The 15,113-nt window shown below is 64.1% G+C and carries 7 protein-coding genes; 4 read left to right on the top strand and 3 right to left on the bottom strand.

The genetic code is table 11. The annotated features are described in order from the left end of the window. The first annotated feature begins 7 nt into the window (after positions 1-7). Positions 8-1,126, top strand: coding sequence for an alkene reductase (locus ACIPO9_RS09155; RefSeq protein WP_400780238.1), 1,119 nt, complete (start codon positions 8-10; stop codon positions 1,124-1,126). 164 nt (positions 1,127-1,290) lie between these two features. Here the strand turns inward: ACIPO9_RS09155 and ACIPO9_RS09150 are convergent, their stop codons facing one another. The 3 genes from ACIPO9_RS09150 to ACIPO9_RS09140 all read right to left on the bottom strand — a co-directional run bounded on the left by ACIPO9_RS09150 (position 1,291) and on the right by ACIPO9_RS09140 (position 3,950). Continuing rightward, a complete protein-coding gene (locus ACIPO9_RS09150; RefSeq protein ID WP_400780237.1) occupies positions 1,291-2,397 on the bottom strand; it encodes an alkene reductase in 1,107 nt (368 codons plus the stop codon). 199 nt (positions 2,398-2,596) lie between these two features. Continuing rightward, positions 2,597-3,493 (bottom strand): LysR family transcriptional regulator, encoded by an 897-nt coding sequence (locus ACIPO9_RS09145; protein ID WP_400780528.1) that lies wholly within the window; start codon positions 3,491-3,493, stop codon positions 2,597-2,599. Positions 3,494-3,560: 67 nt separating this feature from the next. After that, positions 3,561-3,950, bottom strand: coding sequence for a RidA family protein (locus tag ACIPO9_RS09140; RefSeq protein WP_400780235.1), 390 nt, complete (start codon positions 3,948-3,950; stop codon positions 3,561-3,563). A 126-nt stretch (positions 3,951-4,076) separates the two neighbouring features. Here ACIPO9_RS09140 and ACIPO9_RS09135 point away from each other — a divergent pair, with 126 nt between their 5' ends. The 3 genes from ACIPO9_RS09135 to ACIPO9_RS09125 all read left to right on the top strand — a co-directional run bounded on the left by ACIPO9_RS09135 (position 4,077) and on the right by ACIPO9_RS09125 (position 15,097). Further along, complete coding sequence (locus ACIPO9_RS09135) at positions 4,077-4,994, top strand: LysR substrate-binding domain-containing protein (protein WP_400780233.1); 918 nt, start codon at positions 4,077-4,079, stop codon at positions 4,992-4,994. Between the two features lie 745 nt (positions 4,995-5,739). Then, on the top strand, positions 5,740-6,258 hold the full coding sequence (locus tag ACIPO9_RS09130) for a cysteine hydrolase family protein (RefSeq protein ID WP_400780231.1): 519 nt from the start codon (positions 5,740-5,742) through the stop codon (positions 6,256-6,258). A 190-nt stretch (positions 6,259-6,448) separates the two neighbouring features. Next, positions 6,449-15,097, top strand: a complete 8,649-nt coding sequence (locus ACIPO9_RS09125) for a GH36-type glycosyl hydrolase domain-containing protein (RefSeq protein ID WP_400780229.1) — start codon at positions 6,449-6,451, stop codon at positions 15,095-15,097. Positions 15,098-15,113 lie beyond the last annotated feature (16 nt).

The following is a 15,113-nucleotide window of genomic DNA, read 5'->3' as shown; positions in this document are numbered from 1 at the left end:
TCTTCCCTTGGCCCCTTCATTGCCATTGAAACTGTTATCCAATGCGGTCGTCGGACCGTACCCACTGAGCCATCGCGTGGTGCACGCGCCCATGACCCGGCTGCGCGCAGACCGCGACGACAGCCCGAGCCAGATGATGCAACGCTACTACGAGCAACGCGCCTCCCGGGGCGGCCTGCTGATCGTCGAATCCACTCACCCTTCGCTGGACAGCCGGGGTTACCTCGGTGCGCCGGGCATCTACACCGACGCCCATCGGGACGCCTGGAAACCCATCGTCGAGGCCGTGCACGCCAAGGGCGGGGTGATATTTCTGCAACTCGGTCACGATGGCCGCCAGTCCCACAGCGACCTCAGCAACGGTAAGCCGCCGATTGCGCCGTCGGTGGTGCCGTTCGAAACCAATGCCTTCACCCAGGACGGCTGGGTGCCGGCCTCCCCTCACCGTGCTGTCGACAAGGACGAGCTGCCGGCGTTGGTCGAGAGTTATCGGCAAAGCGCGCAGCGGGCGCTGGATGCGGGCTTCGACGGCGTCGAACTGCATAATGCCAACGGCTACCTGCTGGACACCTTCCTGCAGGACGGCACCAATAAACGCACGGATGAATACGGCGGCCCCATCGAAAACCGCGTGCGATTCCCCTTGCAGGTGCTCGACGCGCTGGTGTCGGTCTGGGGTGCGGAGCGGGTCGGCGTGCGGGTGTCGCCGAGTGGCCAGTGGGGTTCGATTTCCGACAGCAACCCGCAAGCCACTTTCGAATACTTCACGCGCCGGCTGAACGAGTACGGACTGGCGTACCTGCACGTCATCGAGCCGCGCATCAAGGGCACCGACGAAATCGAGCCTGATCGCCCGCCGGTTGCAGCGGCCTTTCTGCGACCGTTCTTCGACGGCCCGATCATCGCGGCCGGCGGCTTCGATCGCGGGGGCGCCGAAGCGATCGTGCAATCCGGCGCTGCGGACCTGGTGGCCTTCGGTCGTCACTTCAGCGCCAACCCCGACCTGCCCGAGCGCCTGCGCCACGACTGGCCCCTGACCCCTTATGTGCGGGACGCGTTCTGGGGTGGTACGGCGCAGGACTACAACGATTTTCCCGAGTACGGCGGCGAGGCAGAAGCGCGCTGAGTGACCTTGTGAACTGACTCCCTTCCATCCATCCCCTCAACGCCCGATGTTCAGCATCGGGCTTTTTATTGGGCGCTGTCTGGCCGCTGCCCGGCGCTTTTCTTTCATCCACAAAAAAGCCGACAGCGAAGGATCGCTGTCGGCCCGGTGCAACCGCTGGGGTGTCAGACCACCGCGGCTTCTTCGTAGAACGGATAATCGATGTAGCCGACGTCCGTGCCGCCGAAGAAAGTCGGACGGTCGTAGACGTTCAACGGCAAGTGCTTACGCAATCTCTCCGGCAGGTCAGGGTTGGCGATGAAGTGACGACCGAAGGCCACCAGATCCGCATCGCCGGCGCGGATGATCGCCTCCGCCGCTTCGCCGTCGAACCCGCCCGCCGCGATGATCACGCCAGGGAAATGCTTGCGCATCATCTGCGCAGCCACTGGGGCCGGGTCTGCGTTTTCATCTTCGACGTTGCCGAGGATGCGTGGCTCGATCAGGTGCAGGTACGCCAGGTTCAGCGGCGCCAGTTGTCGAGCGACGTAGGTGAACAGGCCTTCAGGATCGGCATCGCCCATGTCGCCCCAGGTACCGCTTGGGCCAAGGCGAACGGCGACGCGGTCGGAACCCCAGACCGAGATCAGTGCGTTCGTCACTTCCAGCAGGAACCGCGCGCGGTTTTCGAACGCGCCGCCGTATTGGTCGGTGCGCTTGTTGCTGTTGTCCTGAAGGAACTGATCCACCAGATAACCGTTGGCGCCGTGCAGCTCGACGCCGTCGAAACCGGCCTTGACGCCACGCTCGGCTGCCGTGCGGAAACTCTCGACCAACTCGGCGATTTCCTCGACGGTCAGCGCCCGGTTCGGCGTGTTCGGCACCCAGCCTTCCTGGGTGTACGCCACGCCGCCATGGAGGACTTCCGATGGCCCGACTGGAATGCTGCCGAGGGGCTGCACTTCGCTGTTGGACTGACGACCAGCGTGGTAGAGCTGCAGGAAGATCTTCGCGCCCTTGGCGTGCACGGCGTCGGTGACCTGTTTCCAGCCGGCGATCTGGCTGTCATCGAACAGGCCGGGGGCGCCCAGATAGCCGTTGCCGTTGGGGGCGGCGATGGTCGCCTCGCCAATCAGCAAGCCGCCTTCGGAAGCGCGCTGTGCGTAGTATTCGGCCATCAGCGGACCGGGGCGTGCGCCCTCTTCGGCCCGCATGCGGGTCAGCGGCGCCAGCACGACGCGGTGGGAAAAGGTGAAAGGGCCGATGGTGACCGGGGAATGGAGCTTGGACATGATTGCCTCGTTCGGAAAAGGAATAGACGCTTGCCCGCCCGAAAGTCAGCATCGCTTTCATGGCCTGGGCACTGGCGGCCAGTACAAGGCTTTTCCCGAACCAGATAAACAGCCCAACCGTCACAACAATTCGGACTATTGGGCTGTAATCCCTCTGAATGTGCGTGGCGCGGTTGGCAATCGGCGACTCATCATCGCGTCAAGGCTGCGCCACCGTTGCGATGTGCTGCTTGAAGTAGTCGATCAACACCCGAAGCTTCGGTGTCGCATTGCGGCTCGACGGCCACAGCATCCACAACGACCCTCGGTGGTCGGTGAACTCCGGCAGCACACGCTCAAGATGGCCGTCGCGCAACGCCTGAATCGTTGAAAAGTCCGCCAGACAGGCGATGCCCAGACCTTCAAGCGCCATGTGGGTCAGCGCATCGGTGGTGGTGCAGGCGATGACCCGGCCCAGTTCCGGGTCAGTGTCGGCGTCCGGATCGCGCACCGGCCAGCGTTCAAGGGAGCCGCTGGCCGGGAATTTGTGCAGCAGGCAGGCATGGTCGCGCAGTTGATCCGGGTGGGTGGGTCGGCCACGGCGGGCCAGGTAGTCGGGCGATGCCACCAGTTCCAGCTTGTATTCCCCCAGCTTGCGCGCCATCAGCCGCGAATCCGACGGCTGGCCGGTACGCACCACGGCATCGAAGCCTTCTTCGATCACGTCCACCATGCGGTCCGACAGGTCCACGTCCAGCTCGATCTGCGGGTAGGCCTGCATGAAACCGGTGAGCAGCGGGAAGATCAGCGTGTTCTGCAACGGCACGCTGATGCGCAACTTGCCGCGCGGCTCGTCGGCCAGTTGCGACAGCTCGATTTCCGCCTGCTCGGCCTCCTGAATGATGCGTTTGCAACGCTGCAGGAACAGCTCGCCTTCGGCGGTCAGGGTGACGCTGCGGGTGCTGCGGTGAAACAGCCGCACCCCCAGGCGCTCTTCCATGCGCGACACGCTCTTGCCGACCGCCGAGGAGGAAATCTCCATCAAACGGCCGGCTTCGGTAAAGCTGCGTGTTTCAGCGACCTGCACAAAGGCCATGATGCCACTGAGACTGTCCAGCATGAGAGCTCCCGACGGAATGGATGATCACGTCGCGCCATTCTATGCCCCTGACGGTGGCGGCACATCACTCTGTGGGTTGCACAACCGCAATGGCCTCGATTTCGATCATGGCGCGAGGGTCGTAGAGCGCCTTGATCTCGGCGATGGTATCAGCGGGATACGGGGCGGAGAAAAACCGGCGACGCAGCTCGACGACTTCATCGAAGTGCCCCATATCCGTCACGAAGATGGTCACCTTGATGACGTTGGCGAGGGTCGAGCCACCTGCAATCAGTGCCCGGTTGAGGTTGGCGAAGGCCTGCTCACCCTGGGCGAGAAATCCGCCTTCGACGATCTGCCCATCGGAGCCACTTCCGGCCTGCCCGGAGATGAACAAAAGGTTTCCAAACTTGATGCCCTGCGACAGCAGGTAGGGTTCGTAGGGATCGGGTTGGGTGATGATACGTTCGAACATGGTTGGCTCCAGAGTGAGAAAGATGACACGGCATGGGTGAATTCAAATCACCAGATGACCGGTAGGGGCGATACTGATCTCGCACAGCCAAGCGGGCAAACGATAAGAAATCAGGTATAAGATGATTTGAAATCATCTGTCTTTATTGGTTGGCCCATGCGTCGTTTACCGCCTCTCTCATCACTGCGCGCTTTCGAAGCGGCAGCCAGGCACGGCAGTTTCAAGCAGGCCGCTCACGAGTTGGCGGTGACGCCGACTGCGATCAGCCACCGCGTACGGGCACTTGAGGAATACACCCAGCTTCAGCTCTTTGTGCGGACCGTGCGCCAGGTCACGCTGACCGAGGCAGGCTCAGTGCTGTATCCCGTCCTGAAACAGGGCTTTGATGCATTCGAGACAGTGTTGCAGCAGCTCACCCAGGCGAGTCAGCGCAAGCGGGTCACCATCACTGCCACCCATGCGTTCACCGCGAAGTGGCTGATGCCTCGAATTTCCCGTTTTCATGCATTGCACCCTGACATTGATTTGCAGATTCAGGCCAGCGACCGGGCCATCGAGCTGACCGGCCAGACGTTCGACATCGCTTTGCGCTACGGGCGCGGCCCCTATCCCGGATTCAACGCACAGGCCATGTTGACTGACGAATATGCCCCGGTGAGCAACCCGTTACTGCAGGTCAGGGACCTGTCGGCGCTTGGCTCGGTGCCCTTGATTCACTTTGAATGGGCGAGGGAAAGTGCCGACAACCCGACCTGGCAGAAGTGGCTGGACCAGGCCGGGCTGTCGCGGACAGCGCTTCATGGACAGTTGCGCTATTCGGATGAGGGGCACGCCATCCAGGCCGCCGTGGCCGGCCAGGGTATCGCCCTGCTCAGCCTTGCATTAGTCGCCGAAGAACTTGCCGCCGGCCACCTGATACAACCCTTTGGGCCTTCGATCACTGGCTATACCTACCACCTGCTGACCCAGGTGGGAAAAGAGCCCAGCGTTTGGGTGCAGGACGTGGCTGACTGGCTTAGAGGAGAGTTTGAAGCGAGTGGTTGAGGGGGTGGGCAGTAGTGATGAGCAAGACTTGCCTGCATCGGCGACCTCAAAGCCGCCCCCGCCGGCAAGCCGTGCTGCTACGGGACCGGCGCCAGACGCAAATCCCCCGAACACCTCATCTCCCGTAGCAGTCCGGCTTGCCGGCGTCAGCGACTTCAAGGGCGCCACGCCGGCAAGCCGGACTGCTACGGGATTGAGGTGCAGCACCGAACGTGTCTCGCAGCGCCCCTGTAGGAGCGCGCTTGCCCGCGATGACGTTGGTACATTCACGACATCTCTGTCAGGCGAAAAGGCCAGTCGCGGGCAAGCGCGCTCCTACGGGTTTGCGGCCGGACACCCATCCCGCGCCCGCCGCAAATCCCGGAGCAGCCGGGCTTGCCCGCGGGCGCAATCTCAAAGGCGCCCCCTGTAGGAGCGCGCTTGCCCGCGATGACGTTGGTACATTCACAACATCTCTGCCAGGCGAAAAAGCCAGTCGCGGGCAAGCGCGCTCCTACGGGGTTTGCGGCCGGACACCCATCCTGCGCCCGCCGCAACTCCCCGCACTTGCAACACTCTCCGGTCGAGGTTAAGGTCAAACCATGAACACCCAACGTTTCGCCTCGACCACCACCTTCACGACCGCCATCGGCGGGTCGCGGGTGGTTGCGTGAAGTGATAACGCAGGACCCCAAAGACCCGCCAGCAATGGATCGGGTCTTTTTTTTGCCCCGATTTTCGCTGGCACCCATGCAAGGAAACGCATATGTACGCTCTGCTGATTCTCGACATGCAGGTTGGACTCGTTCACGGCCCTGACAAGCCTTGGCGCGGCGAGGCGGTGATCGACACCCTGACCGCGCTCATGAGAGATGCACGGGAGCGCGGCGCTCCGATCTTTCTCGCGCGCCACGTCGGCCCGGCAGGTTCTCCGATCGAACCGGGCAGCCCGCTCACCGAGCTTGTGCAAGAGCTGGAGCTGACAGGCGATGAACGCATCTTCCAGAAAACCCGCCCCAGCGCCTTCGTTCAGACAGACCTGGCCAGCCAGCTCAGACAGCTCGGCTGCGAGGGCATCGTCGTGACCGGCATGAAAACCCAATACTGCGTCGACAGCACTTGCCGCGCCGCCCGCGATTGCGGGTTCGATGCCGTGCTGATCGCCGACGGGCACACCTGCTCCGACACCCCGACGCTGAGCGCAGAGGCCATCATCGCCCACCACAACGCAACACTGGCAGGACCCTTCTGCCGGGTGGTGCAGGCGAAGGACTGGCGTTTCTGAAACGACATCCCCGCGCCTTGAGCCTGCTCTGCCCTATGTTCGCCAGCGCACAGACGAATCTGTCCCAGGATGGCCATACTCGGCGCTGGAAAGCCACGTCTTAAAGGCGCTGCTGGGCGCTGAAGGGCTACATCGGCGCACCTCTGAACATTCGCGCGATGAGAGCCACGCGCTTCAGGCTCACGACCTTATGACTAGCACATGGACACGCGTACGGGGAGTGGTTGCTCGCTTGTCCGGGATCCACCAGAACGGTTCGTTTTCCGCCTCCGGGTTTGAATACGAACCGATTCTGCGCTCCGAGCTGTTCAGCGCCGATCAGATGGCCAGCCACGGCATCGCCCTGGCCGGGCAGCATCAACTGACGGCGCTGTCGGCCCGCGACTCGATGCTCAGCAGGCTCGATGACAACGAGGCCTTGCTCAAGCGCAGTTGCACGGCGCTGTCCGAGGCTCAGGTGTCGAGCCGTCGCGTCACGCCGGCAGCGGAATGGCTGCTGGACAATTACTTCCTGATCGAAGAACACATTCGCACCGCCAGGACCCACCTGCCCAAAGGCTACAGCCGTGAGTTGCCACGCCTGATCAACGGCCCTTCCGCCGGGCTGCCGCGGGTCTACGACATCGCCCTGGAGACGATTTCCCACGGCGATGGACGGGTCGACGAACAGAGCCTGGGCCGCTTCATTTTCTCGTATCAGACTGTCATGCCGCTGGCGCTTGGAGAGCTGTGGGCGGTGCCGATCATGTTGCGCCTGGCGCTGATCGAGAACCTGCGTCGGGTCGCTTCGCGGGTGATGGCCAACGCAGATGATCGCAACCTGGCCGACGACTGGGCCGAGCGCCTGATCGAAACCTCGGAGCGCGACATCAAGAGCGTGGTGCTGACCGTGGCCGACATGGCCCGCTCCACCCCGCCGATGACGGCGGCTTTCGTCGCCGAATTCACCCGCCGGTTGCAGGGCCAGAGCGCAGCCCTGGCGTTACCGCTGAACTGGATCGAGCAGATGCTGGGCGAAAAAGGCTCAAGCATCGAGCGTCAGGTTCAGCTCGACGCCCAGCAGCAGGCCGCCGACCAGGTGTCCATCAGCAACAGCATCGGCAGCCTGCGCCTGTTGTCCGCGACGGACTGGCGCGAGTTCGTCGAGTCGATGAGCCACGTCGAACAGACGCTGTGCGAAGACCCGGCAACGGTCTACCGGACCATGGACTTCCGCACCCGGGACAGCTACCGGCATGTCATCGAACGCCTGGCCAGGCGCAGTGCGCAGCATTCCGAAACTCAAGTGGCGCGGGTGGCCATCGACCTTGCGACGGCCCAGGCGGCGTCGGTCTCCTGTGAGGTGCTGGCGCGGCATGTCGGGTATTACCTGATCAGCGACGGGCTGCCTGTACTGGAGCGCGCACTCAAGGCCCGCGTGCCGATGCATGAGCGCTGGAAACGCCTGTTGCAGCGCTCGCCGCTGATGTTTTACCTGGCCCCGGTGTCGCTGCTGACACTGGTGTTTGCCGGACCGTTGCTGGCGTCCGCGCACCGCGACCGCATGCCGGACCTCGCGCTGCTGGTGCTGGCAGTTCCGTGCCTGATCATGGTCAGCCGGCTGGCGATCAGCCTGATCAACTGGCTGGTGACGTTCAGCCTGCTGCCTTCCGTGCTGCCCAAGATGGATTACGCCCATGGCATCCCCGACGACGCCCGCACCCTGGTGGTGATTCCCACGCTGATTGCCAACCTGGCCGATGTGGATGAACTGGTGGAAGGCCTCGAGGTGCGCTTTCTCGCCAACCGCGACAGCAACCTGTATTTCGCCCTGCTCAGCGATTTGCTCGACGCCGCTGAAGAAGTCCTGCCTCAGGACGCCGAGCTGATTGCCCGGGCCTCGGAGGCGATCACCCTGCTCAACCGCAAGTACGCCGACGGCATCACCGACCGGTTTTTCCTGCTGCACCGGCCCCGTCGCTGGAATCCGGGCGAACGGGTGTGGATGGGCCACGAGCGCAAGCGCGGCAAGCTGATCGAACTCAACGCGCTGCTGCGCGGCAGTGGGCGGGAGTGTTTCAACGCCATCGTCGGGGACATCACCCCACTGCAAAGCGCCCGCTACGTGATCACACTGGACACCGACACCCTGCTGCCCCGTGACGCCGCGCAGCAATGCGTGGCCGCCATGATGCACCCGCTGAACCGTCCGCTGTTCGATGCCATGGGCAAACAGATCATCGCCGGCTACGCGGTGTTGCAGCCGCGGGTGGGTATCAGCCTGACCAGCGTCACCCGTTCGACCTACGCGCGAGTGTTTGGCAGCGACGCCGGGGTCGACCCCTATACCCGCGCGGTGTCCGATGTGTATCAGGACCTGTTCCAGCAGGGCTCGTTCATCGGCAAGGGCATCTATGACGTGGATGCGTTCACCTGCGCGCTGGATGGCTGCCTGCCCAATAACCAGATCCTCAGCCACGACCTGATCGAAGGCTGCTATGCGCGCTCCGGCCTGCTCAGTGACGTACAGCTGTATGAGCAATATCCTTCGGGCTACGGCGCCGATGTCAAACGTCGGCACCGCTGGATTCGCGGGGACTGGCAGTTGTTGCCGTGGGTCGCGCCCTGGACCCGCAACGCGACCGGCGAGTGGGTGCACAACCGGCTCAGTGTCATGGCGCGCTGGAAGATTCTCGACAACCTGAGGCGCAGTCTGGAGCCGCTCTCCACCCTGACCATGCTGGGCTGGGCGTGGCTGGCCAGCAGCGAACCGCTGGGCTGGACGCTGACGGTTGTCGGCTTGCTGGTGGTTCAACCGCTGCTTCGCAGCGTCACCGAGCTGATGCAGCCACCGGCCGGCGTGCCCTACCGGCAGCACCTTCTGGCACTGACGGGCGACCTGGGACAGGAGCTTGCCCGCGTCTGCCTGACACTCGCCTGGCTGCCGTTCGAGATGCTGTACAGCACCGACGCCATCCTGCGCTCGCTGTGGCGGCTCGGTTTCAGCCGGCGCCTGCTGTTGCAGTGGCAACCGTCGCGGGAGGTCGAGCGGATGAGGCAAAGCCGGCTGCCCGGTTTCTATCGACTGATGTGGATCGCGCCGACGCTGGCACTGCTGACAGTCGCGGCGCTGCTCGACACTCCGCTGACCCTGCTGATCGCAAGCCCCCTGCTGCTGGCGTGGCTGGCAGGTCCATGGATCGCCTGGCGGCTCAGCTCGCCCGCCGAGGGATCAGTGTTCAAACCCTCGCCGCAGGACCTGCGTTTTCTGCACGTGCTCGCTCGTCGGACCTGGGCCTTCTTCGACCAGTACGTCGGTCCCCAGGATAACTGGCTCCCGCCCGACAACGTGCAGGAAGCACCGAAGGCGGCCATCGCCCACCGCACCTCGCCGACCAATATGGGCATGTCGTTGCTGGCGCATCTGGCCGCCCATGACTTCGGCTACCTCAGCACCGAACGCCTGCTGACCCGGCTGGCCGCCTCCCTGGACAGCATGCACAGCCTCGAACGGCACCGGGAGCATTTCTACAACTGGTACGACACGCAAACCCGCGAACCGCTGCGGCCACGCTATGTCTCGACGGTCGACAGCGGCAACCTGGCCGGGGTATTGCTGACATTGGGTACTGGCCTCGGGCAGATCGCTGACACCGCGATGAGCCCACTGGCCGTGATCAACGGCCTGCGCGACACCCTGGACACCTTGATCCAGGCCCGGCACGCCAATGAATCCGACCCGCTCAGTCAACTGCGAACAGCCCTTGAACGCGCCGGGCAGACGCCGGATGCGGACACCCTGGCCGACCTGCTGCACACAGCCCGCATGACGGTTTCAGACGCTGAACTGGCGGGCGATGAGGAAAGCATCTATTGGCAGCAAGCCTTCGTCAGCCAATGCACCGACTGGACCGACGAACTGCAGCGATACCGGCTCCCGACGCCCCTGGCCGGCCCCAGGCTTACGCCCTTCAGCCTGCGCCAGCTGGCAAGCCTGGACACCGCAGAGTGGAATATCGAGCAGCTCAGCGATATCGAACAGGTGCGCAACAGTGCCAGGGACCGGCTCAAGGTACTGGACCGGTTGAGAGCGCTGACCGGCGAGATGGCGCAGATGGACTTCTCGTTGCTCTACGACAGTCAGCGCGATCTCTTTGTCATCGGTTACAACGCTGACGAGCGCAGGCTGGACACCGGCTACTACGACCTCCTGGCTTCCGAGGTGCGGCTGACCAACTACGTCACCATCGCCCAGGGACAGACGCCACAGCGCGCCTGGTTCACCCTCGGCAGGTTGCTGGGGGAAAACGCAGGGGTGCCGACGCTGCTTTCGTGGTCCGGGTCGATGTTCGAATACCTGATGCCGATGCTGGTGATGCCCAATTACGACGGCAGCCTGCTGGACCAGACCTGCCGTGCCGCCGTGGCCGTACAGATCGAACACGGCAAGGCGCTGGGCATTCCCTGGGGCGTGTCGGAATCGGGGTATTACACCCTCGATGCGCACCTGAACTATCAATACCGCGCCTTTGGCGTTCAGGGCCTGGGCCTCAAGCGCGGGCTGAGCGACGACATCGTGATCGCCCCTTATGCCAGCGCGCTGGCGCTGATGATCGATGCCAACGCGGCCTGCAAGAACCTGCAACGCCTGACCTTGCAAGGCGCCTCGGGGCGTTTCGGGATGTATGAAGCGGTGGACTACACCGAGGCTCGCTTGCCACGCAGCCAGCCGTTCGCCGTGGTCCAGTCGTTCATGGCTCACCATCAGGGCATGAGCCTGCTGGCCCTGACCAGCCTGCTGCTGGATCACCCCATGCAACGGCGCTTCGCGGCGGATCCTGCGTCGCAATCCGCGCTGTTGCTGCTACAGGAACGGGTGCCCAAAGCCGCCGCGCCATACCTTAAAACCGAGCAATCGCCGGTGCTCGGCGACGGTGGCCAGGACCCGGGCCTGAGGGTGTTCGCCGACCCCGGCCGCAAACGCCCCGCCGTGCAGTTGCTGTCCAACGGCCGCTACCACGTGATGCTGACCAGTGGCGGCGGTGGCTACAGCCGTCGCAACGACATGGCCGTCACCCGCTGGCAGGAAGACACCACCCAGGACAACTGGGGCATGTTCTGCTATCTGCGCGACGTCGACACTGCCACGGTCTGGTCGGCGGCCTATCAGCCCACGCTGCATCAGCCAGAAAGCCACGAGACCATTTTCAGTGATTCCCGGGCCGAGTTCAGGGCGCGCAACCTGGATTTCGATACCCACCTGGAAATCGTCGTCTCGCCGGAGGACGACATCGAACTGCGGCGCCTGCACGTCACCAACCGCGCCGCCTTCGCCAAGACGCTGGAGATCACCACCTACGCCGAAGTGGTGCTGGCCAGCCCAGGCAATGACGCCATGCACCCAGCCTTCAGCAAGCTGTTCGTACAGACCGAACTGCTGCCCTCGCTGCAAGCCATCCTGTGCAGCCACAGGCCCCGCGCCAGCGATGAACCGACGCCCTGGATGTGCCATCTACTGGCGGCCCATGGCGTCGACATCGACGAGATTTCCTATGAAACCGATCGCATGCGGTTCATTGGCCGGGGGCGCAGCCTGGTCTCGCCAGCGGCACTGGACGCCGGCTGCGGGCAGCTGTCGAACACCGCAGGCCCGGTCCTCGACCCGGTGGTCGCGATCCGCTGCCGGATCACCCTGCAACCCGGCCAGCAAGGAACCATCGACCTGGTGACCGGGGCCGCCGACAGCCGCGACGACTGTCTGTCACTGATCAACAAGTACCGCGACCGTCATCTGGCCGATCGCGTGTTCGACCTGTCCTGGACCCATAGCCAGGTGCTGCTGCGTCAGCTCAATGCGTCTTTGCCCGATGCCCGTTTGTTCGAGCAGATGGCCTCCTCCCTGCTCTACGCCAACACCTCGATGCGCGCCGACGCTGCCGTGCTGGTCGCCAACCACCGCAACCAGTCAGGGCTCTGGGGACAGGCGATCTCCGGCGACCTGCCCATCGTGCTGTTGCAGATCTACAGCCTGGACAACATCGAACTGGTCCGGCAACTGGTGCAGGCCCACGCCTATTGGCGGCAAAAGGGGCTGGTGGTGGACTTGCTGATCTGGAACGAGGATCAGGCGGGCTATCGTCAGCAGTTGCAGGACGCGATCATGGGATTGATCACCTCCGGCAGCGAGGCGACCCTGCTGGATCGTCCGGGCGGCATCTTCGTGCGGCCCGCCCAGCAGATCTCCGCCGAAGACCGTGTGCTGGTCCTGTCCGTGGCGCGGCTGGTGCTGAGCGAAGGCTTCGGTACCCTGGCCGAGCAGGTGCATCGGCGCAGGGTTTCACCGGTGCATGGACCATTCGTGGCAACGCGGCAGCACCAGGCAACGTCAAGCTCGGTCAGGCCCAGCCACTCGCCGTTGCTGCTGAGCAATGCCTACGGCGGTTTCAGTGCCGATGGCAGCGAATACATCATTACCGGCCTGGCGTCCCAGCCGACGCCCGCACCCTGGGTCAACGTGCTGGCCAACGGGCAATTGGGCACCGTGGTTTCCCAGGCCGGGAGCGCCTACACCTGGGCGGAAAACGCCCATGAGTTTCGCTTGAGCCCCTGGCACAACGACCCGGTCACCGATCGCAGCGGCGAAGCGATCTACCTGCGCGACGAAGAAACCGGGCATTTCTGGTCGCCCGCGCCACAGCCCTGCCCCGGCACCGGCCCGTACCGGACCCGCCATGGCTTCGGCTACAGCGTGTTCGAACATGAAGAAGACGGCATTCACAGCGAGCTGTGGGTCTACGTGGCGCTGGACGCCCCCATCAAGTTTTCCCGATTGCTGCTGAACAACCGCTCCGGTCGCGCCCGCACGCTGTCGGTCACGGGCTACGTGGAATGGGTGCTGGGCGATCTGCGCAGCAAGTCAGCGATGCATGTGGTCACCCAGTCGGATCCGGTGACGGGCGCCCTCTTCGCCCGCAATGCCTATTCGCTGGAGTTTTCAGAAAGGGTGGCGTTCTTCGACACCGACACCGTCGAGCATGGCGTCAGCGCTGACCGCACCGAATTCCTGGGCCGTAGCGGAACCCTGGCAGCGCCCGCCGCCATGGGCCATGCCGGGTTATCGGGCCGGGTCGGTGCAGGGCTGGACCCTTGCGCGGCGCTGCAAGTGTCGGTCGAGCTGGCGGACGGGCAAAACAGGGAAGTCATCCTGCGCCTGGGTGCAGAGACCTCGACCCAGGCGGCGACCCACCTGGTGCAACGCTTCAGGGGCAGCCAGGCCGCCGCAGCGGAACTGCAGAAGGTCCGCGAGCACTGGCGCTCGGTGCTGGGCGTGATTCGCATCGAAACCTGCGCCCCATCGGTGGACGTCATGGTCAATGGCTGGCTGATGTACCAGGTCATTGCCTGTCGCTTCCAGGCACGCAGCGGTTACTACCAGTCCGGCGGCGCCATTGGCTTTCGCGATCAGTTGCAAGACAGCATGGCGATGATTCATGCCGACCCTGCCGCCGTGCGTGCGCACCTGTTGCTGTGCGCCGGGCATCAATACGCCGATGGCGACGTGCAGCACTGGTGGCACCCGCCGATGAACCGCGGGGTGCGCACGGCCTGTTCTGACGATTTCCTGTGGCTGGCCGCAGCCACCAGTCGTTATGTGGAGATGACCGGCGATGTCGCGGTGCTCAACGCGACGGCAGGCTATCTGGAAGGACGCCCGCTGGGCCCGGGTGAGGAGTCCTACTACGACTTGCCGGGCACTTCGGCCTTGCACGAAACGCTGTACCAGCACTGCGTACGCGCCATCGAGCACAGCCTGCGCCGCGGTCGCCACGGTTTGCCGCTGATGGGCAGCGGCGACTGGAACGACGGCATGAATCGCGTGGGTCACCTGGGCGAAGGCGAAAGTGTCTGGCTGGGTTTCTTCGGTCATCAGGTGCTGGAGCAGTTCGCTGCAACGGCACGGCTGCAGGGCGATCAGGCGTTCGCCAAACGGTGCAACGAACAGGCGCTCCTGTTGCGTCGTCACCTGGACCAGAACGCCTGGGACGGCGCCTGGTACCGGCGCGCCTGGTTCGACGACGGCCAGTTGCTCGGCTCGGCGAGCAACGAGGAATGCCGCATCGACTCGATTGCGCAAAGCTGGTCAGTACTGTCGGGGGCGGCGTCACCCGCACGTCAGCGCCAGGCGATGGCGTCACTGGATGAGCACCTGATCAAACGCGACATCCGCGCCGTGTTGCTGCTTGACCCTCCGTTCGACAAGGGCAATCTTGAGCCCGGCTACATCAAGGGCTATGTGCCCGGCGTGCGGGAAAACGGCGGTCAATACACCCATGCGGCGGTCTGGGCAGGCATGGCCTTCGCTCAACTGGGTGATGCCGGCAAAGCCTGGGAGGTGCTGAACCTGATCAACCCCGCCGACCCTGCCAACCATGGACGGATCGACACCTACAAGGTCGAGCCCTACGTCATGGCTGCCGATGTCTACGGCACCGCGCCCCATGCCGGTCGCGGCGGCTGGACCTGGTACACCGGGTCTGCCGGGTGGATGTACCGCCTGATCGTCGAGTCGCTGCTGGGCGTGCAGCGGGTCGGCACGACGCTCAGCCTCGAACCGCTGCTGCCGGCCGGCTGGCCGGGTTTCATCCTGCACTACCGGCTGGGCGAGGCCCTGTATCACTTCGACATCCGCCAGGGCAGCGCGCTCTCGACCTCGATGATCCGCGACGGCCAGCCCCTGGACAGCAACGTGCTGACACTCGACGGCGAACGCGGTGAGCACTGGATTCAGGTCGATTGCCGCGCCCCATCGCCCCGACCTCAGGCGCTGGAATACGTGCAGGCCGTCGATGAATCACGATAAGCCCACAGTGCCGGGG

Origin of the sequence: Pseudomonas sp. NPDC090203, from assembly GCF_044746765.1 — a bacterium.
In the GTDB taxonomy this organism is placed as follows: Bacteria; Pseudomonadota; Gammaproteobacteria; order Pseudomonadales; family Pseudomonadaceae; genus Aquipseudomonas; species Aquipseudomonas putida_AD.
Note: the sequence above shows the minus strand (reverse complement) of the source record. Positions and strands in the feature narration are given on the sequence as shown.

What these genes read in the sequence shown, in the direction of transcription:
- ACIPO9_RS09150 (WP_400780237.1), bottom strand. Translation starts at nt 2,397, where the DNA reads ATGTCCAAGCTCCATTCCCCGGTCACCATCGGCCCTTTCACCTTTTCC.
- ACIPO9_RS09140 (WP_400780235.1), bottom strand. Translation starts at nt 3,950, where the DNA reads ATGTTCGAACGTATCATCACCCAACCCGATCCCTACGAACCCTACCTG.
- ACIPO9_RS09130 (WP_400780231.1), top strand. Translation starts at nt 5,740, where the DNA reads ATGTACGCTCTGCTGATTCTCGACATGCAGGTTGGACTCGTTCACGGC.
- ACIPO9_RS09125 (WP_400780229.1), top strand. Translation starts at nt 6,449, where the DNA reads ATGACTAGCACATGGACACGCGTACGGGGAGTGGTTGCTCGCTTGTCC.